The following is a 20,816-nucleotide window of genomic DNA, read 5'->3' on the forward strand; positions in this document are numbered from 1 at the left end:
GATAATATGAATGTAGAGATTGTGGAACAGAGTCTAGGAAAATTGGATTCTGTAATATCTTGTAAAATTATTTTAGGTGAGAATAATAGTATTGATGAAATTCATATTGTCTCTAATGGAAGTAGAAATGTTAAGCAGATAGTTAGGGACGTACAATCTGTTCTCATAGCTACATATAATATTCAAATAGATCATAAGAAAATCAGCATTGCTGAGATTATAGATGAAAGCCTTAAAAGAATGGAATGCAGACCTAGAATAATGTCTGTTTCCCGTGAGAACAATGGACAAAAAGCTACAATTAGAGTTGCATTAACTAATCAAAAAGGTGTTTATGAGAATTCAATGACAGGAATTAACACGGGTAGAAATATTGATAGAATACTAGTAGATACTACGCTGAGGACTGTAGAAGAAGCAAGTGGATATGAAGAAATTTTCATATTAGAGGATGTTAAGACTGTGAATATCTCTACTGATGAGGCAGTGCTTGTTGTCATAATATGCATTGAAAATGGACAAGAGCAAAGACTTTGTGGTTCCAGCATGATTAAAAATGATTATAATGAAGCCGTTGTAAAGGCTACATTAGATGCAATTAATCGCTATATAACAAAATAGTTATCAATGCCGGCTAATGATCTTTATTAAAAAGAGCGAAGCGAATATAGCATGCTGCACTAGCGAACCAGCATAGTATCCTAAAAAGGGGGCTATATTCGATGAAAAAAGTATTATTAGTTATACTTAGCATCATTGCTTTAGTTTTATCAGCTGGAGCAAACTGGTCTTTAATCTAATATTTCATATACAGTATTAAAATTAGCCGGCTAAGATATATAGGGAGATGGGTTAGTTGAAGTTAAATAAAAAAACATCTATTTATATTGCCACTCTATCCGTAGTGGCTATATCCTTATATTCTTTTTTATTTAATAGATTTGATATTCCAAGCTTTAAGATGCTATTTTTTTGGTCTTTATTATCTATAGTTGTTGAATCTTTGCTAATACCCTTACCAAATAATACAGTAGGCATATCAGTTGGATATGCTATAAATATAGCCTCTATTATTGTGGGAGGACCATTATTAGGCGCTACATCTGCCTTTTTAGGATTTTTATTTAGAGTACCAAAAATAAAAGGAAGAGGTTATGTAACTCTGTTTAATATACCTATCTATAAAACTATTTTTAATATTGTTCAAAGTATTATTGTAACATCATCTATTGGACTAATCTATGTTTTACTTGGAGGGAAAATTGGGCAGTTTACTTCATTCCCAACTATTCTAATTCTTTTATTAGGTACATTATTTAATACAATAATCATTTCTGGATTTCTTTCTTTAGCAAATGATCAAAAATTTATTGGAATATGGATAAATAATGTGAAGGGAATGTTGATTAGTGCTATTGCTGTAGGTACAATGGGTATTATAATAGCATTAGCTTTTATTAGCTATGGCTATGGTGCTGTTATTCTATTTTTTGGACCATTATTATTAGCACGCTTTTCATTTAGATTATATGTGGACATGAGAAGCCTATATCTTTCAACTATACAGGCTTTAAATAAAACAATAGAGGCTAAAGATCCTTATACAAGTGGGCATGCTTCCAGGGTAGAAAAATATGCTGTTGAATTAGCAGAGGTCTATGGATTGTCCTTCGAAAAAATTCAAGACATTAGAACAGCATCTATTCTGCACGACATTGGCAAAATTGGTGTAAACGATAATATATTAAATAAAACTACAAAGCTAACTCAGCCTGAGTTTCAGGAAATTATGAAACATCCTAGTATTGGATCAGAGATTATCAGCAAAGTGGATTTTTTGAAAAACATACCTCAAATTGTAAGATATCATCATGAGCGATATGATGGATTAGGATATCCAGAGGGCTTAGCAGGAGACAATATACCTATAGAAGCCTGTGTACTTGCTATAGCTGATTCCTATGATGCAATGACCTCTGATAGACCTTATCGAAAAGCTTTAGATAAAAAAGAAGCCTTAGAGGAGATTAGAGTCAATGCTGGAACACAATTTCATCCTGTTCTCGCACAAGTATTTGTAAGTATGCTTAGCCAATAGACTAAGGGAGTGGTTTTCTTGTTTATAGAGCCAATTATTCTTTCGTTTATCGTTGCGAAATTAAGGGGAGGTAGAATTAGACATATTGAACAGATAGATATCAAAGGATGGTATCTATTTATTTTTGCTGCCATTATACAATTTTTAATTTCACTAATAAAAGGTATTGATATTGACACTGGAACGGAATTGCTCAATAAATATTTTATTTACTTCCATGCTTTTACATATCTGCTATTGATAATTGGAATTGCTTTAAACATAAGAGCAAATTCTATGAAGCTTTTTCTCATAGGAATTATTTTAAATCTAATAGTGATACTTTTTAACGGTGGACAAATGCCAGTATCTCTGGAAGGGATAAAAGGCATTAATAATTATGTAGAATTACCAGAGAGACAGTTTGATATAAAGCATAACTCAATAACAAAGGATACTAAACTAGCTTTTTTAGCTGATATTATTGTTATTCCGAAACCCTATCCTTTACCTAAGATAATAAGTGTCGGAGATATATTTATAATGACAGGTGTCTTTTTATTTTTTCAAGAAGCCATGGTCAAAGAAAACCTAAAAAGGAAGGCTTGAAACTAAAAAAATAATTATAGGCAATACTAAATAGAAGCATGATGTAGAATTTAATAGTTTTAATAGTAAAGTATTGGATTAGAAGCAATGAAAGCATATAAATAGTAGTTATATTGGATAAACCGAGTTTGAATTTTTTCGACAAAATGCTAACATATATAATATAGAGGTAAAAATAATATTATATTAGAGGTGTTTTTTATGAACTCAAAAGGTTCAGATGAAGAAGATGGCAGTAATAATAATTGTGATAGCGAGGCCCATAATAATAAGTCAATTTTAAGGCTATCACATTATAAGAAGGAAATAATAATAAATATCGCTGATGTTAACGGAGAGATTGGCTATATTAAAGGAGTTTTACTAAATGTAGACAATATCTTCAATGAGTTAAAGTCAGATGAAATCTTGAAAATCCTTGAATTTACAGACAAGGAAGAGGAGGAGGAAATTAAGTCTTTTTATATTCAGGTCCTTTCAAAGGAAAATTGTAAAGATAATGCATTTTATATTACAGAACTTTTTATTGAAAAAGAATATAGAGGCAATGGGATAGGTAGAAGAATATTTGAACAATTACCAAGATTTTTAGACAGAAATATTTGCGAGCCTGTATCATGTATATATTTAATGCCTGGTCCTTTAGAAAAAATCAATGGAGAAGTTGAATATATAATGAATCCAAAAGATGAAAATATGGTACTTTTAAAACAGAGACTAATAAGATTTTATGAGTCAGTGGGATTTAAGAGAATCGGTGAAACGGATTTCTATTATAAGAAAGAGGCTAGTTAATAAAATGTTAATCTATACATTTAATATATAGTAGTAAGTTTTGAAACCTATTCAGAATTTGAATAGGTTTTTCTAGTTATATTCATTGCCTTTAGCAGTGAAAGTTAATATAATAGGGAATTGGGTAATCATAACAAAAGGAGAGATGTAATTGAAAGAAAAAAATGAAGTAATTTTTACGAAAGCCTACATGGTAATGATATTAGGATTATTAAGCTGTTTTTTATGGGGGAGCGCTTTTCCTTCTGTTAAGATAGGCTATGAGCTTTTTTCTATTGGTACTGCTGATACCTTTGAAAAGATTGTTTTTGCAGGCTATAGATTTTTTATATCTTCAATGATGATATTTATATTTTGCTTAATAACTGGAAGATCCATAAAAATTAAAAAAGAGGACATTTCCAAGGTTGGTTTCTTAGGACTTATACAGACCACAATACAGTATATATTTTTCTATATAGGGCTTTCAAATACTAGTGGAACAAAAGGCTCAATACTTGCAGCTACAACCACATTTTTCAGTGTTATTTTAGCTCACTTCTTTTATGAAGAGGATAAATTGAGTATCAAAAGAGTAGGTGGAGTTATATTAGGATTTTTAGGAGTAGCTATTGTAAACTTAAATGGTGGAGGATTTCAAGGTGGATTCAAATTTGCTGGAGAGGGATTTATTATAATTTCTAGCCTGATGGGTGCACTATCAGGTATATATACCAAAAAAATTGCCAAAAACATATCGCCCTTTGCGGTTTCAGGTTATCAATTATTTATAGGTTCAATACTATTAATATTTGCAGGAATATTAGGTGACGGAAGAGGAATAAGCTTTACATTAAAAGGCTCAATTTTACTCTTGTATTTAGGGTTCATATCTGCAGCTGCCTTTACACTGTGGGCAATTTTGTTGAAGTATAATGGTGTAGGAAAGGTCACTATATATAAGTTCTCTGTTCCATTATTTGGAGTTTTTCTTTCCTATATATTTCTAGGAGAAAGGCTTTTAGGAGTAAATGTAATATTAGGAATCATATTTGTTTCGTCAGGGATAATATTGATAAATAAAGAGTGAGAAGCTTCCATTGCCCCATAGTGATAATAGTAAGCTGCTTAGTCGAGCTACTCCTCCCATTGCGAAATGCTGGGAACACAAGAGTAATCCAATAGTACCTATGCATGAATATTTTAATAGTCATGAAATAGGATAGTGAAAGAAAAAAATAATAGAAAATTCTTTATAGTTTTCTATTATTTTTTTATATTAAGGTCTGCTAATAAATCTATTGTCTTTAATATAGAATCTCCAAGGAAAATCTTTTGCCTCTTCAGCGTAATCTATGCCTACTCTTGTAGTTTCAACTATATGGAACTTTTCTTCTGTATCAGAGCAAATATATAATCTGTCTCTAGTTAAATCCTCACCATTCATTTCTCTTGTTATTCCAAAGGCACTGCATAGCTTTCCTGGACCGTTGGTAAGGCTTATAACTTGTGACTTATTTAATTGATTAAAGGGTTTTTTAAATCTATTTAATGACATTGCTTCAAAGCCTTCAATAGGCTCTAATGCCCTTATGAGAACTGCCTGGGCTATTTCCTTTTCCGCCGCTACTACATTAAAGCAATTATACATACCGTATATTATATATACATATGCATGCCCTTCTTCTCCATACATAGTTTCTACTCTTGGAGTTCTTCTACCATTGTAAGTATGAGCTGCTTTGTCATTAAAGCCCATATAGGCTTCGGTTTCAATTATTTTACCTACTAATTTTTGATTGTTATAATTAAATATTAAATACTTACCTAATAAGTCTTTTGCAAGAACTAGAGAAGTTCTTCTATAAAAGCTTCTTTCAAGTTTTTTCATGATGCTTTCCTTTCCAGTATATTTTAGGTGATATATCAAAATGTTATTGAATGACCTATAAAATTGTTTGTATAGCTATTATTGTGTTTTAGCTCATAAAATATTAGCTCATAAAATATTAGCTAATCCATGTATTAGATGATATAATGAAGCTTAAATTCTACCAATTAAACAGAGCACTCATAGCTTTGTTACATTATTATAATGCATAAAATTATGGAATGGAGGTAATTTTTATGATTAAATTAAACGGAATTGAAAGGATGAGTGACAAACAAAGACTAGAATATTTGCTTATCAGTCTTGAAGGTCAATTAAGCTCAGAAAATAACCCATTAGCTAATATTTCTAATGCTTCTGCACTAATATATGCTATCATAGATAGACTTAATTGGGCAGGCTTTTATTTCATGCGAGAAAATGAACTAGTTTTAGGACCATTCCAAGGCTTGCCAGCATGTAATAGAATAAAGCTAAATGCTGGAGTCTGTGGTACAGCTGCAGCTACTAGAAAAACTCAGGTTGTGCCTAATGTACATGATTTTCCAGGACATATAGCATGTGATTCTGCATCAAATTCTGAGCTTGTAGTGCCTATTGTGAAGGATAACACGGTTTATGGTGTGCTTGATTTGGATAGTCCAGAGCTTGAACGATTTACAGAGCTTGAAGCAAAGTATTTTGAGAGATTTGTTAAAAAGCTTAATCAATATATTGATTGGGATGAACTATAAAATAAAAACACAAAACAAGAAATATAGTAGAAATACTAGAAAAACTTCTTTAATCCAATTGAATCCGAAATAGTGAATGCATATTTCTACTATATTCTTTTATCCATTTACTTTCTATTAGCCTTTTCTATGGAAACTTTCTTACCTTTTATCCTAAAGCTCATTTTTGGTGACAGCACTTCCTGAACATATTCTAAAGGTATATCTACAAAAGAAAACTTATCAAAAATATCTATTGCACCAATTTTCTTTCCAGGAAGACTACTCTTTGAGGCAATAGCTTCTACTATATGTCTAGGCTGTATTCTGTCTCTACTTCCCATGTTAATAAATAGCCTTGCCATACCCTTTTCAGCACCAGTTTCCTTATAATCCAGTTTATCTGAATCAGTAAAATCATTTTTACCATTGTCAGTTACTACTAATTTAAGTAATGCAGCAGCTACATCGATGGTAGTTGTATAATTTTCCTTATTATCTACATGAGTGTCTTCAAGTATTTTTTCAATATAGCTCACATATTTTGAAAGATTATTTCTTGCCAAAACAGCTTTTAAATCACTAATAACATTATTTACTTTACTCTCTTCAATATCAGATAAAGATGGAGGACTCATAAGAGTAATTTTTGATTTTGTGTATCTTTGTATGTCCTTCAATCTATAGAACTCTCTGCCAGATACAAATGTAAAAGCTCTACCTGTCTTTCCAGCTCTACCAGTTCTACCTATTCTATGAACATAGTATTCCTCATCATTAGGAATGTCATAGTTGAAAACTGCTTCAACATCGTCTACGTCAATTCCACGTGCAGCAACATCAGTAGCTACTAAGATTTCAATTGCACCGCTTCTAAATCGTGACATTACCCTATCACGTTGAGACTGCTTCATGTCCCCATGTAGAGCCTCTGCCATGTAACCACTGGATTGAAGCCCAGAAGTTAGTTCATCAACTCGCTTCTTGGTGTTGCAGAAAACAAGCGCCAGTTTAATACCTTCCTTGTCTATAATTCTTGAAAGGACATCTAGCTTTGCAGACTCCCTAATTTCCAGATAATACTGTTCAATCCTTGGAACTGTAAGCTCCTTGTGAACTGATTTAACTAGAATAGCGTCTTTTTGATACTTTGATGTCAAGTCCATGATTTCTTTTGACATAGTAGCAGAGAAAAGAACAGTCTGTCTGTCAACTGGTATTTTTTCAAGAATTTCATCGATATCTTCTCTAAAACCCATATTTAGCATTTCGTCTGCTTCATCTAATACTACCATTTTTAAATCCATTAATTTAATGGTACGTCTTCTCATGTGATCCATCAATCTTCCTGGTGTTCCTATGATGATCTGAGGACGTTTTTTTAGTGCAGCTATTTGACGCTCTATTGGCTGACCACCATAAACAGGAAGGATTTTAATCCCCTTTTTGTATTTGGACACATTCTTTAGTTCCTCTGATATCTGTATAGCGAGTTCTCTTGTAGGACATAAGATTAATGTCTGTATGCTTTCATTTTTTGGGTTTACCATTTCAATAGCAGGGATACCGAAAGCACATGTTTTCCCTGTACCAGTCTGAGCCTGACCTATTATATCTCTTCCATCCATTATGTAAGGTATAGATTGAGATTGTATTGGAGTTGCTTCCTCGAAACCCATTTCAGCAACTGCTCTTTCTATCTCTGAAGATAGATTTAATTCTGTAAAAGCTAAATTTTTCATAATTCTTTTTCCTTCTCTATATATTTTTTATATTAGTATAAACAAAAATAATATATTAATAAGTACAAATTCATAATTTCGTCATATTTCCTGTTTAAACCATACTAATTATAAGTTATTTTATTTACAATAGCAACTAAAATTATTACATTTGAATTATTACATTTGTATTTTGTCTTACAAACATTTCATATATGCAACATTTTATGTATGTTATAATATAGTTAGGCTAAACTAAAACACTTTTATAGAAAGGTGATTTAATGGAGATAAGCAAACAAAAAGTAGCCGTAGGCTTAAGTGGTGGGGTAGACAGTACAGTCGCAGCTTATTTGCTTAAAAAACAAGGATACGATGTTATTGGAATAACTATGTTTCTTTTTGATGACTTGGACGAGGAAGGAAAAATAAGAGAGCCTCAATTTGTAAAAGAGGCTAAGGCTATAGCAAGGCTTTTAGATATACCTCATTTTACAATAGATCTAAGACAGGAATTTGACGCTATGGTGAAAAAAGAATTCATTGAAGAATATGTTAGTGGGAGAACTCCAAACCCCTGTGTTATGTGCAATAAAAGAATTAAATATGGAAAGCTGATTGAGGCTGCAAATGAACTAGGAGCTTACTATATAGCAACAGGACATTATGCAAATATAGTATATGACAAAGAATTAGAAAGATATCGTATATTTTCCGGTCAAACAGGTAGAAAAGATCAAGCTTATGTACTTCATTCTCTTACTCAAGACCAGCTTAAACATGTAATATTGCCTATAGGTACATTTAATTCAAAAAAAGAAGTAAGGGAAATAGCAAATACAATAGATGCAAATATAGCAAAGAAATCGGATAGTATGGGAGTATGTTTCATACCAGATGGAGATTATGGAGGATATATTTCTAAAGAAAAGCCTGAATTAGTGAAGAAGGGATTTTTTGTAGATACAAAAGGAAATATTATCGGTGAACACAAGGGAATCGTAAACTATACAATAGGGCAACGCAGAGGATTAGGAGAGTATTTTAATAAGCCTATGTTTGTAGTCGAGATAGATGCCGAAAAAAATATTGTAATTTTAGGTGCTGATGAAGACACGTATTCAAAAGGCTTAATTGGTAAGGAGGCGAACTTCACCCTTTTTGATGAATTAAAAGAAACTAGTGAAGCTGAAGTAAAGGTCTGTCAATGGGGCTTATCTTTACCAGCAACTATTACAAGCTTAGGAGATAATAGGGTAAAGGTAATTTTTCATAAGAAGGAAAGAGCAGTTGCTCCTGGTCAATCTGTAGTATTTTATAGAGGCAATGAAATCATTGGCGGAGCTAAGATAGAATCTATAATAAGAGATTAATTAAATGTTAGTTAATTTATTCAAATAAGGGTATAAAGTGTGATATACTAAAAATATTGTATTTTCATATAGAAGGTAGAGGTGGTTAAGATGAAGTTATGTTCTATTTGTAAGAAAAATATTGCTGTTATGCTAACTACAAAAATAGAAAATGGGAAAACTGAAATTACAGGCGTATGTATGGAATGTGCAAAGAAAATGGGCCTTCCTGTAATAGACCAGCTTATGCAGCAGATGAATATGAAACCTGAGGATCTTGAAAATATTACAAATCAAATGAACAATGTTTTTCAGGATGAAGACATAGAAAAAATAGATTCAGAAAATCCATTTTTGAGCTTTTTCAATGATACAACATCTGACAGAGATGAGAATATTGAGCCAAAGGCTAAAAATATAGATCCAGATATAAAGGAAGCAGATTCTAATGTAAAGGATGAAAGAAAGCCTCGTAGAAAGAAAAAGAAATACTTAGATACTTATGGAACCAATTTGACCAATAAGGCTATAGATAAACAGGTAGATAGAATTATAGGACGAAATAGAGAAATTGATAGAGTAATTCAGATATTAAATAGGAGAACAAAAAATAATCCTGTACTCATAGGGGAGCCAGGAGTTGGTAAGACTGCAATAGCTGAGGGATTAGCTGTTAGGATAGCAGAGAAACAAGTTCCAGCAAAACTCTATGATGCAGAGGTATATCTTTTGGATTTAACTGCAATAGTAGCAGGAACCCAATTTAGAGGCCAATTTGAAGGACGTATGAAGGCTATTATAGATGAGGCAAAAGAGCTTGGAAATATAATTTTAGTTATCGATGAAGTCCATAATATAATGGGGGCAGGAGAAGTCCATGGCGGAGTAATGAATGCTGCAAATATTCTTAAACCATCTCTTGCAAAGGGAGAAATTCAGGTTATAGGTACTACAACACTAGAAGAATATAGAAAGCATATTGAAAAGGATTCTGCATTAGAAAGAAGATTTCAACCTGTATTAGTTGAAGAGCCTACTGTTGAAGAGACCATTGAGATTTTGAAAGGAATAAAAGGGTATTATGAAGAATACCATGGAGTTCAAATATCAGATGAAGTAATAGAGGCAGCTGCAAGACTTTCTGAAAGATATATAGCTGATAGATTTCTGCCAGATAAAGCTATAGATGTTATTGACGAGGCAGGGTCGAGGGTGAACTTAAAGAATCAAGGATTTGTTGAATTAGAAGCATTAAGAGAAAAATTAAAGAAGATACAGGAGTTAAAGGAATCTGCCGCTTCATCAGATGATTATGAAAAAGCAGCAGAATATAAAATGGAAGAATTCAAAATAGAGGACAAGGTTAGAAAACTAGAGAAAACATGTTCCGAGATACAGGTTACCTTTGATGATGTGGCTTATGTAGTAGAAGCATGGACTAAGATTCCTGTTCAGAGAATCACTAAAGAAGAGGCTGCTAAGCTCCTTAATCTAGAAGATATTTTGCATAAAAGAGTGATTGGACAGCATGAAGCAATAGTAAGCTTATCTAAAGCTATCAGGAGAAATCGTTCTGGTTTTAGAAGAAAGAAAAAACCTGCCTCTTTTATATTTGTAGGGCCTACTGGAGTAGGTAAGACTGAGCTAGCTAAGGCACTTGCCTGTGAATTGTTTGGTAGTGAAGATGCTATGATACGTGTAGATATGTCAGAGTTTATGGAAAAGCATACGGTATCAAAACTCATAGGTGCTCCTCCAGGATATGTAGGTTATGATGAAGGAGGACAGCTAACAGAGAAGGTCAGAAGAAGACCGTATTCAGTTATTCTATTGGACGAAATAGAAAAGGCTCATCCAGACGTATTTAACATGCTTCTTCAAATATTAGAGGATGGTAGACTTACTGACAACCAAGGAAGAACTGTTTTCTTTGAAAACACTATTATTATAATGACTTCAAATGCTGGTACTAGCTTCAATACAAATACTATTGGATTTGCTAGAGAAGGATATATAGCATTAGAAAATAGGGCAAAGGATGCATTAAAGCAGACTTTTAGACCAGAATTCCTTAATAGAGTGGACGAAACAATAGTATTTGCTCATTTATCTACAGAAGAACTTCGCAGTATTGTCGATCTAATGCTTAAAGAAGTATTAGAAGATGTGAGAGCCAAAGAGATGAATATTCATGTATCTGACAAAGCAAAAGACTTCTTAGTTGAAAAAGGATACGACCAGAAGTATGGAGCTCGACCTTTGAGAAGAGCTATTCAAAAGTATATTGAAGATGAAATAGCAGAGTTATATTTAAAAGATGAGTTTACAAGTGGTTATACTATTAATGTTGATGTAGAGGATGGAAATATAACTGTTAGGTAGACTGCTGAAAAATTCAGCAGTTTTCCTTTGAAATGCTGATTAATATCATTGAAATAGTAAATATTTCATGGTAAAATTCGAGAAAAATAATAAAACTCATTAAGGGAGAAATTGATATCTATGAGAGAATATAGTGTTTTTGACATATTAGGACCTATCATGATTGGACCTTCTAGTTCTCATACAGCTGGAGCTGCTAGAATTGGAAAAGTTGCAAGATATATTGCAGGTGATGATTTTAGTTCAGTTGATTTTTATCTTCATGGATCCTTTGCTAAAACATATAAAGGGCATGGTACCGACAAAGCTTTAGTAGCGGGAATTCTTGGAATGGAGCCCTATGATGAGGATTTAAAAAATTCCTTAAAGATAGCCGAGGAGAAGGGTATAAAAGTCTCTTTTTTGGAAGCTGATTTAGGTATACAGCATGAAAATACAGTAAAAATTGTTTTTAATAATAATGATGGCAGTAAAACTGAGATTACAGGCTCATCTATTGGTGGTGGAAACATATTAATTACAAATGTAGATGGCTATAATGTCAAGATGACTGGAGATCATCCGACTTTAATTGTAGTACAAAATGATAAAAAGGGAATAATTAGTAGAGTTACTACAGTACTTTCTCAAAATGACATAAATATAGGAATTATGAAGGTAAAGAGAAAGAAGAAAGGCGTAGAGGCTTACATGATTATTGAAACTGATGATGAAGTCTCTGAAGATGTAGTTAATCAGCTAAAAAACACAGAAAATGTTCTAGAAGTAAAAGTAATTAATCCAGTTAAAAAGGGGTGATAATATGTTTAACCATGGATATGAACTGTTAAAATTAACAGATGAATATAATGCTAAGATATCTGAAATAGTAATAAAAAGAGAGTGTGAGATTTCGGAATTACCAGAATCAGAGTTAAGAGAGAGAATGAAAACTATTTTAGATGTGATGAAAAGCTCTGCTAAGAAGAGTATTGAAGAAGAAGTCAAATCAGTAGGTGGAATCATTGGTGGAGATGCAAGAAGAGTCGAAAGCTACAGGAAAAGTGGAAAAACAATCTGTGGGGACTCAATAAATAAGGCTATGGCTATGGCATTTTCAACATCTGAAGTAAATGCTGCAATGGGAAGGATATGTGCTTCGCCTACTGCCGGTTCCTCTGGAATTATTCCTGCTGCTATAATAACAGTTGCAGAGGAGCTTAGACTAGGAGAAGATGACATGATAGATGCTTTGTTCACATCAGCTGGTATAGGAACTATAATAGCGCAAAACGCTACTGTTTCAGGAGCTGAAGGTGGCTGTCAAGCAGAATGTGGATCAGCTGCAGCAATGGCTGCCGCAGCAATAGTAGAAATGGCAGGAGGAACTCCAGAAATGGCCCTTCATGCTGCAGCAACTGCTTTAAAAAACATATTAGGCTTAATATGTGATCCAATAGCAGGACTTGTAGAGGCTCCTTGTGCAAAGAGAAATGCTTCAGGTGTAGCAAATGCTATGATTTCAGCAGATTTAGCTTTGGCTGGGGTTAAAAGCATAGTACCATTTGATGAAGTTGTAGATGCTATGTATAGAGTAGGGAAATCACTACCTATGGAGCTCAGAGAAACAGCACTTGGGGGAGTAGCTACTACTGAAGCGGGAAAAGCCATAAATAAAAGGATTTTTGGAGAGTAACTAAGGACATAATAGGAATATATTCTTATGATTTCAGAGACGAATGATTACCTAATATTTCTATTGTGTTATGAGATAAATCTATTCTAAGGAATGATGTGAATGGCAAAGAACAATAAAAATATAAAGATCGTAGTAGGTATGTCTGGAGGAGTGGATTCTTCTGTAACAGCGTATCTTTTAAAGGAACAAGGATATGATGTTATAGGTATATTCATGAAAAACTGGGATGAGAAAGATGAGGCAGGAGTATGTACTGCTGAAGCAGACTATGAGGATGTTAGAAGAGTATCTGCTCAGCTAGATATACCTTATTACACAGTTAATTTTACAAAAGAGTATTGGGATAGAGTGTTTTCCTATTTTCTTGAGGAGTATAAAAAAGGAAGAACTCCGAATCCTGATGTAATGTGTAACAAGGAGATAAAATTTAAGGCTTTTTTAGATCATGCTATAAAGCTTGGGGCAGATTATATTGCGACAGGTCATTATGCTAGAGTTGACTATATGGATGGAGAATATAAGCTTTTAAGAGGTGTGGATAATAATAAGGATCAAACCTATTTTCTATGCACTTTAGGTCAATTTCAGCTTTCTAAGAGCATGTTTCCTGTGGGAAGTTTAAAGAAATCAGAGGTTAGACATATAGCAGAGAGAGAGGGCCTTATAACAGCAGATAAAAAAGATAGTACAGGAGTATGCTTTATTGGAGAAAGGGATTTTGATAAATTTTTAGATAATTATCTTCCTGCTAAGCCTGGAAATATTATGACTTTAGACGGGAAAATTGTAGGAAAACATTCAGGTCTGATGCATTACACATTGGGTCAGAGAAAAGGGCTTGGTATCGGAGGCATAGGCACGGGAGAGCCTTGGTTTGTTGTAGATAAAGATTTGAAGAAGAATATTCTCTATGTAGTTCAAGGCGATAAGCACCCTATGCTATACTCTAATGGGCTTATGGCAAGCGAGCTTAGCTGGGTAAGTGACAGACCAAAGGAAGAAAGCTTCAATTGTACAGCAAAATTTAGATATAGACAGCCTGATAATGAAGTAAGTGTTTATTTAACTGATGATAACAAGTGTAGAGTTATGTTCAAAAAACCACAGAAAGCTGTTACTCCAGGTCAAGCAGTAGTATTTTATGACGGAGAAGAGTGCTTGGGCGGAGGAATGATTGATAGTATAATAAGAGAAAAAGAATAATATAATAGGGAGTGAGTATTTTGGGCAGAGTGTTAGAAAATCTTGAACCACAAGCAGTTTTCAGTTTTTTTGAGGATATGACACAGATTCCAAGATGTTCAGGCAGCGAAAAGGCTATAAGTGATTATTTGGTAAACTTTGCAAAAAAAAGAAATCTAGAGGTAATACAGGACAAAGCCTTAAATGTGATAATAAAAAAGCCTGGAACTAAAGGGTATGAAAATGCACCAGTAGTGATATTACAAGGCCATATGGATATGGTTTGTGAGAAAAATAAAAACACAAATCATGATTTTTCCACTGAACCATTAAAGCTGAGAGTAGAAAATGATATGGTCATGGCAACAGGGACTACACTAGGAGCAGACAACGGTATAGCAGTAGCATATGCATTAGCCATATTAGATTCTGACGAGATTTCTCATCCTCCATTAGAGGTGCTCATAACTACGGAAGAGGAAACGGGAATGGGAGGAGCCAATAGTTTAGATCCAAACAATTTAAAAGGTAAGATATTAATAAATATAGATTCAGAAGAAGAGGGTACCTTATTAGTGAGCTGTGCAGGAGGTATTAGAAATACACTCAGTATACCTATTGAATGGAATGCTTGTCCAGATGACTTTTTGGCATATGATTTAAGAGTCAGAGGATTAAAGGGCGGTCATTCTGGAATGGAAATCAATAAAGAAAGAGGAAATTCTAACATTATTTTAGGCAGAATACTCAAAGGAATATCAGCTAATAATGATATTTATATATCACAAGTTAGCGGTGGAGCAAAGATGAATGCCATACCTAGAGAAAGTGATGCTGTTTTACTAGTAAATAGACAGGATAAGGCTAAGCTTGAAAAGGAAATAGAGAAATGGAACAGGATTATTGGAAATGAGTTAAAGACAGCGGATTCAGATGTAAGAATAGAGTTAGAATTATTAAATTCTAAACATGAAAAAGTATTTTCTAAAGAAACTATGAAGAAGGTTTTAGCTGCATTGGTTTTAATTCCTAATGGAGTGCAGACTATGAGTGTAGAAATAGAGGGCCTAGTTCAAAGTTCAACAAATTTAGGAGTGCTGACTACTACTGAAAAAGAAGTATTGCTAGAATGTGCCATAAGAAGCTCAGTTAAGACTTTAAAGCTAGACATTGTCAAGAAAATGGAAGCATTAGCAGATTTAATTGGTGCGAAATCAACTAGTGAAAGCGATTATCCTGCTTGGGAATATAGAAAGGACTCATATATAAGAGATATATTTGTTGATTCTTATAAGAAAATGTATGGAAAAGAACCAATAATAACTGCTATACATGCTGGACTTGAATGTGGCCTATTTGATGAAAAACTTGATAATGTAGATATGATTTCTCTTGGACCTAATATGTTTGATGTGCATACTCCAAATGAGCGTGTAAGTATTTCATCTACAAATAGAGTTTGGGAGTATTTATTAGAGGTGATTAAGTCTATTAAATAGTTTTAAAACTTTTAAAATTTTTATATTTAATCTATATACTAATTTTAGGGAATGATATATTATATAGAATATACATACTTTTTAGGGTATGAAATAAATAATAAAGGAGAATGAAAATATGACAGATAATAAACATAAAGATGGCTGCTGCTGTGGCCATGAACATGAAAATGAGCATGAACATGAAGGTTGCGGCTGTGGTCATGACCACGAAGAAATGGAAATAATGACTCTAACTTTAGATGATGGTACTGATATGGAGTGCCAAGTATTAGGAGTATTTGGGGTAGAAGACGAAGAATACATAGCTCTTCTTCCTTTAGACGATGAGAATGTTTTGCTATATAAATATGGTGAGACTGAAGAAGGAATAGAATTAGAAAATATTGAAGATGACAGCGAGTATGAACTTGTTGTAGAAGCTTTCTATGAATTATTTGGTGACGACGAAGACGATTATGATGAAGAGGAAGACGAAGAATAAATTAAGCTAAAGTACAAGTACTTCGGAAGTGTTTACCGAGGTACTTACTTTTTTATGACCTAACCCGATTTTCCGAACGCTTTTATCGGAAAATTGCTGGTAGGTCAAACGCAACGAGAACCAAATTTGTGCGACCGAAGGGAGTAAACAAATTTGTGTTTCGAGACTGCGGCAAATAGGGGAGGGCAAGATATGATAAAAGAGATAGATTTTGCACAGGAGCTTATTGATTTTATATATGAAAGTCCAAGTAATTTTCATGTAGTGAAAAATATAGAGAATATATTGGATAAAAAAGGTTTCAGGAAACTAGATATTAAGGAAAGATGGAACATTGAAAAGGGCGGGAAATATTATATAGAAAAAAATGGGACTGCATTGATAGGCTTTGTAATTGGTTATGGTGAAATAGAAGAGGAAGGCTTTAGAATCATTGGAGCTCATACAGATGCTCCAACCTTTAGAGTTAAGCCAAATCCAGAAATGCTTGTGGAAAATAATTATTTGAAGCTTAATGTAGAAACTTATGGTGGACCTATTTTGTCATCTTGGTTAGACAGACCGCTTGGATTGGCTGGAAGAGTTAGTTTAAAATCTGAAAATCCGTTGCATCCAAATGCGAAGCTTTTAAATATTAATAGACCCGTTCTAATAATACCGAATCTTGCTATACATATGAATAGAAATGTAAATGAAGGAGTAGAGCTTAATAAACAAAAGGATATGCTGCCTTTACTTTCTTTAATTGATAAAGAATTTACAAAGGATAATTTCTTAATCAAACTCATTGCTCAAGAATTGAGCATAGATGCTAGCGAAATAATAGATTTTGACTTATTTTTATATGAATTTGAAAAAGGAAGCATCATAGGCTTAAATAATGAGTTTATTTCATGTGGAAGATTAGATGATTTAGCCATGGTACATGCTGGAATAGAAGCTTTGGCAGAGTGCAGCGATTCTAAGGCTACTAAAATTATGGTTTGCTTTGATAATGAAGAAGTTGGGAGCAGTACTAAACAAGGTGCGGATTCTCCAATGCTTAAAACTGTATTAGAAAGAGTAGTATATGGTCTTGGAAAAGATAAAGAAGATTTTTTTAGGGCTTTATATAGTTCATTCATTATTTCCTCAGATATGGCTCATGCACTGCATCCAAACCATGCAGATAAACATGATCCTACAAATAGGCCAGTAATAAATAAGGGACCTGTAATAAAGATAAATGCAAATCAGTCATATACAACAGACAGTGACTCAAGTGCTGTATATGAGATGGTATGTGAAAGGGCTGGAGTCCCAGTTCAAAAATTTGTAAACAGGTCAGATTTAAGAGGAGGTTCTACTATTGGGCCAATATCCTCCACACATCTTGATATGTGCTCAATAGATATAGGAAATCCAATGCTTTCAATGCACTCCATTAGAGAACTTGGGGGAGTATTGGATCATAATTATATTAAAAAATCCTTTGATGAATTTTTCAAAATATAAAGTTTAATGGATTTATCAGATCCTTCGCTACATTCAATGTGACTGATTATATTGATTGAGGGAAGGATCTATTATTATCATTCCTAAAAACAGGAAGGAGATATGAATGCATATTATTACGAAAATAGAACAGCAAAAAAAGAATATCCATAGATACTCTGTATTTTTAAATGAAGAATATTCTTTTTCAATCAGTGAAGATACTTTAGTAAAGCTAAGACTTAAAAAAAGTATGGAGATTGACAAGGATAGACTGGATTATATATTAGAGCAGGAAGAAATAGATTCTTGTAAAGCTTATGGACTAAAGCTGTTAAGCTATAAAGCTAGAAATGAATATGAAATAAAAGATAAAATGCTTAAGAAAGGCTATAATGAGAACCATATTGAAGAAGCTATAAAATATTTAAGAGAACAAAATTACATTGATGATGAAGAATATGCAAAAAATTATATACAGGATAGAGTGAAAATTAAAAAACTAGGATACAATCGCATTAAAGGTGAGCTTTTCCAGAAGCGTATTGATGGTGAAATAATTGAGGACACGCTAAATGAGCTTATAGATATGGAGGATGAATATAAAAGAGCATTGGAATTGGCAGAAAAAAAGGTGAATACTACCTATAGAAACGATGATACTCAAGCTGTTTACCGGAAATTAGGAGGTTTTTTGCAGAGAAAAGGGTATTCTATGGACATTATTATTAAAGTACTTAATAAAATATTGAAACATGAATAAATAATATATTCTAAGGGGTGCTGTTGTGTATTATAAACTTGTGGCTATTGATTTAGATGGAACTTTACTTACGGAGGAAAAAAGAATACCTACAAAAAATGCAGATGTATTGAGAAAACTGTCAGATAGTGGGGTAGAAATAATTATAGCAACTGGAAGAAGGTATTGGTCTGCGAGGAAGTTTATGAAAGAGATAGACATGGACTTAACAGTTGTAGCTAATAATGGAACTATTATAAGAAGTATGCACAATGACAAGGCAATATTAAATAAGTATTTAGATAAAGAAGATTTTTACACATTAATAAAAGAGGGTAGAAAAAGAGGATTATATCCTGTTATTCATGTAGATCACTTTGATGAAGACTATGACATAATTATAGAATTAGATAAAGAGCATAAAAAATACTCATCATATTTATATGATATACCTGATAGATACAAGCAAATAGAGGATCTGCTTTTCTATGAAGATCCAAGAGTATTATCAGTAGTATTCCCTGGAGACATTAATCTTCTCAAAGAGTTTCATGGACTACTTAATGATACACATAGAGATAAATACTGTTCTCATATATTAACTAGTTTAAGTAAAGTAGGCCCAATACTGGAGATCATGGGACCCTTAGGCTCAAAATGGAAGACCTTGTCAGATTATGCAACGCAAAAAGGTATAACCCGGGAAGAAATAGTAGCCATAGGTGATGATGATAATGATATAGAAATGATACAAAATGCAGGCTTAGGTATAGGCATGAAGAATTCATCCAGTGGAGTAAAAAAAGTAGCCGATATAATAACTGAAAAGACAAATGATGAATGTGGAGTAGGAGATATTTTAACTAAGATTTTTAGACTATAGATTGCATAATATTTAAGAATATCTGAATAAAAATGTGAATAAGCTAATATATTTTACTAAAGATAAAAATTGGGGGGAGTTTCTATGAATATTGTAACAGGTATTGCTTCCATACTACTCATATTAGGTGCAATAAACTGGGGACTTGTTGGCTTATTTAACTTAGACTTAGCTGAAATATTATTCAGAAGAAAAGACACAATGACAGCAAAAATATTATATTCATTAATAGGATTGTCAGGAGTATATACAGTTTTATATTTGTTTTTTTAGCCCAAGTCAATTACTTGGGTTTTAATTTTGTGCATTTTAAATGTATTACAAACAACAAAATAGACATAAACTCTTATTTCTGATAGTATTAGAGTGTACATGAAATGGTATACTCTATATTAAAATAAAGGAGAGTTTTTTAATGAAAGAAAACAAAATATTGGCAACAGTCAATGGGAGAGAAATCACTGAAAATGAAGTAGAAAACTTCCTACAAAGCCTTGCTCCACAAGTAGCAGTACAATTTGGAGATAAAGAAGGAAGAAAAAAGCTGTTGCAAGAGCTTGTGAATCAAGAATTATTTTATCTTGATGCTATTGATAATAGCTTAGATAAAGAAGAGGCCTTTGTAGCTGAACTTGAACGTATAAAAATAAATGTTCTAAAACAGTATGCAGTTTCTAAGATATTAAATAATATTATTGCTACTGAGGATGAAATAAGAGACTATTATGAGAAATTTAAAGATACATTTAAAAAGCCTGAAAGTGTTAGAGCAAGCCATATACTAGTTGATAATGAGGATACAGCTTTAAGCATAGTAAAAGAAATAAAAGAAGGACTTGAATTTACAGAAGCTGCAAAAAAATATTCTAAATGTCCTTCAAATGCCAATGGCGGAGATCTTGGATTCTTTACTAGAGGAAAAATGGTTCCTGAGTTTGAGAAAGCAGCATTTGAATTAAGCAAAGATGAAGTAAGTCAGCCTGTTAAATCACAGTTTGGATATCATATTATTTTAGTAACTGATAGAAAAGAGGCTTCTGAAAGCACTATGGAAGAAGTAAGAGCTGATTTAGAAAGACAGATTATCATTGTAAAGCAAAATGCTGCATATAGTGAAAAGGCTACAGAATTAGCTAATAAGTATGAAGTGAAAATTCAATAGATTATCTCTATTAAGGGAGTATTGTGGGCTACTTTAAAAAGTAGTTTTGCAATACTCCCTTTTAATATCATTTGATTTAGCTGTATTAGAGAAAAGCAAATTTTTTCTTTTATTATTTAATTTCTAGTGATTTTTTAGGGATTTCTTATCTAAATTTACTATTATTTCATGGAATTTTCTTCTGATATTAGTTA

At 32.8% G+C, this 20,816-nt stretch carries 20 protein-coding genes; 18 read left to right on the forward strand and 2 right to left on the reverse strand.

Going from position 1 to position 20,816, the window contains the following annotated elements; translation table 11 throughout:
• The first annotated feature begins 6 nt into the window (after positions 1 to 6).
• The 5 genes from QO263_RS09050 to QO263_RS09070 all read left to right on the forward strand — a co-directional run bounded on the left by QO263_RS09050 (position 7) and on the right by QO263_RS09070 (position 4,550).
• A complete protein-coding gene (locus QO263_RS09050; protein WP_285629056.1) occupies positions 7 to 621 on the forward strand; it encodes a hypothetical protein in 615 nt (204 codons plus the stop codon).
• 235 nt (positions 622 to 856) lie between these two features.
• A complete protein-coding gene (locus QO263_RS09055; RefSeq protein WP_285629059.1) occupies positions 857 to 2,098 on the forward strand; it encodes an HD-GYP domain-containing protein in 1,242 nt (413 codons plus the stop codon).
• A gap of 18 nt (positions 2,099 to 2,116) precedes the next feature.
• A complete protein-coding gene (locus QO263_RS09060; protein ID WP_285629061.1) occupies positions 2,117 to 2,686 on the forward strand; it encodes a DUF5317 domain-containing protein in 570 nt (189 codons plus the stop codon).
• Between the two features lie 201 nt (positions 2,687 to 2,887).
• Entirely contained in the window at positions 2,888 to 3,481 is a 594-nt protein-coding gene (locus QO263_RS09065; protein ID WP_285629063.1) for a GNAT family N-acetyltransferase, read from the forward strand.
• Positions 3,482 to 3,632: 151 nt separating this feature from the next.
• Complete coding sequence (locus QO263_RS09070; protein WP_285629065.1) at positions 3,633 to 4,550, forward strand: DMT family transporter; 918 nt, start codon at positions 3,633 to 3,635, stop codon at positions 4,548 to 4,550.
• Between the two features lie 189 nt (positions 4,551 to 4,739).
• On the opposite strand, the gene QO263_RS09075 is transcribed toward QO263_RS09070, so the two are convergent.
• Complete coding sequence (locus QO263_RS09075) at positions 4,740 to 5,351, reverse strand: DNA-3-methyladenine glycosylase (RefSeq protein WP_285629067.1); 612 nt, start codon at positions 5,349 to 5,351, stop codon at positions 4,740 to 4,742.
• Between the two features lie 236 nt (positions 5,352 to 5,587).
• On the opposite strand from QO263_RS09075, the gene msrC reads away from it, so the two are divergent.
• Entirely contained in the window at positions 5,588 to 6,085 is a 498-nt protein-coding gene (msrC, locus tag QO263_RS09080; protein ID WP_285629069.1) for a free L-methionine (R)-S-oxide reductase MsrC, read from the forward strand.
• Positions 6,086 to 6,192: 107 nt separating this feature from the next.
• Here msrC and QO263_RS09085 read toward each other — a convergent pair whose 3' ends face one another.
• A complete protein-coding gene (locus QO263_RS09085; protein ID WP_285629071.1) occupies positions 6,193 to 7,806 on the reverse strand; it encodes a DEAD/DEAH box helicase in 1,614 nt (537 codons plus the stop codon).
• Positions 7,807 to 8,069: 263 nt separating this feature from the next.
• On the opposite strand from QO263_RS09085, the gene mnmA (QO263_RS09090) reads away from it, so the two are divergent.
• The 12 genes from mnmA (QO263_RS09090) to QO263_RS09145 all read left to right on the forward strand — a co-directional run bounded on the left by mnmA (QO263_RS09090) (position 8,070) and on the right by QO263_RS09145 (position 20,622).
• Positions 8,070 to 9,158 (forward strand): tRNA 2-thiouridine(34) synthase MnmA, encoded by a 1,089-nt coding sequence (gene mnmA, locus QO263_RS09090; protein WP_285629073.1) that lies wholly within the window; start codon positions 8,070 to 8,072, stop codon positions 9,156 to 9,158.
• Between the two features lie 90 nt (positions 9,159 to 9,248).
• Positions 9,249 to 11,519, forward strand: coding sequence for an ATP-dependent Clp protease ATP-binding subunit (locus tag QO263_RS09095; protein WP_285629076.1), 2,271 nt, complete (start codon positions 9,249 to 9,251; stop codon positions 11,517 to 11,519).
• A 120-nt stretch (positions 11,520 to 11,639) separates the two neighbouring features.
• A complete protein-coding gene (gene sdaAB / locus QO263_RS09100; protein WP_285629078.1) occupies positions 11,640 to 12,317 on the forward strand; it encodes an L-serine ammonia-lyase, iron-sulfur-dependent subunit beta in 678 nt (225 codons plus the stop codon).
• A 4-nt stretch (positions 12,318 to 12,321) separates the two neighbouring features.
• Positions 12,322 to 13,194, forward strand: coding sequence for an L-serine ammonia-lyase, iron-sulfur-dependent, subunit alpha (sdaAA, locus tag QO263_RS09105; RefSeq protein ID WP_285629080.1), 873 nt, complete (start codon positions 12,322 to 12,324; stop codon positions 13,192 to 13,194).
• Positions 13,195 to 13,296: 102 nt separating this feature from the next.
• On the forward strand, positions 13,297 to 14,400 hold the full coding sequence (mnmA, locus tag QO263_RS09110) for a tRNA 2-thiouridine(34) synthase MnmA (RefSeq protein ID WP_285629082.1): 1,104 nt from the start codon (positions 13,297 to 13,299) through the stop codon (positions 14,398 to 14,400).
• A 20-nt stretch (positions 14,401 to 14,420) separates the two neighbouring features.
• Positions 14,421 to 15,878, forward strand: a complete 1,458-nt coding sequence (locus QO263_RS09115; protein WP_285629084.1) for an aminoacyl-histidine dipeptidase — start codon at positions 14,421 to 14,423, stop codon at positions 15,876 to 15,878.
• Positions 15,879 to 15,996: 118 nt separating this feature from the next.
• Complete coding sequence (locus tag QO263_RS09120; RefSeq protein WP_352169669.1) at positions 15,997 to 16,362, forward strand: DUF1292 domain-containing protein; 366 nt, start codon at positions 15,997 to 15,999, stop codon at positions 16,360 to 16,362.
• 192 nt (positions 16,363 to 16,554) lie between these two features.
• Positions 16,555 to 17,856, forward strand: coding sequence for a M18 family aminopeptidase (locus tag QO263_RS09125; protein WP_285629087.1), 1,302 nt, complete (start codon positions 16,555 to 16,557; stop codon positions 17,854 to 17,856).
• A 106-nt stretch (positions 17,857 to 17,962) separates the two neighbouring features.
• Positions 17,963 to 18,598, forward strand: coding sequence for a regulatory protein RecX (locus QO263_RS09130; protein WP_285629089.1), 636 nt, complete (start codon positions 17,963 to 17,965; stop codon positions 18,596 to 18,598).
• A 25-nt stretch (positions 18,599 to 18,623) separates the two neighbouring features.
• Entirely contained in the window at positions 18,624 to 19,460 is an 837-nt protein-coding gene (locus QO263_RS09135) for a Cof-type HAD-IIB family hydrolase (protein WP_285629091.1), read from the forward strand.
• Between the two features lie 84 nt (positions 19,461 to 19,544).
• The gene (locus tag QO263_RS09140; RefSeq protein ID WP_285629093.1) at positions 19,545 to 19,733 is read left to right on the forward strand and encodes a DUF378 domain-containing protein; all 189 of its coding nucleotides are present in this window, start codon (positions 19,545 to 19,547) and stop codon (positions 19,731 to 19,733) included.
• Positions 19,734 to 19,875: 142 nt separating this feature from the next.
• Positions 19,876 to 20,622, forward strand: a complete 747-nt coding sequence (locus tag QO263_RS09145) for a peptidylprolyl isomerase (protein WP_285629095.1) — start codon at positions 19,876 to 19,878, stop codon at positions 20,620 to 20,622.
• Positions 20,623 to 20,816: the final 194 nt, after the last annotated feature.

Origin of the sequence: Proteiniborus sp. MB09-C3, assembly GCF_030263895.1 — a bacterium.
In the GTDB taxonomy this organism is placed as follows: Bacteria; Bacillota; Clostridia; order Tissierellales; family Proteiniboraceae; genus Proteiniborus.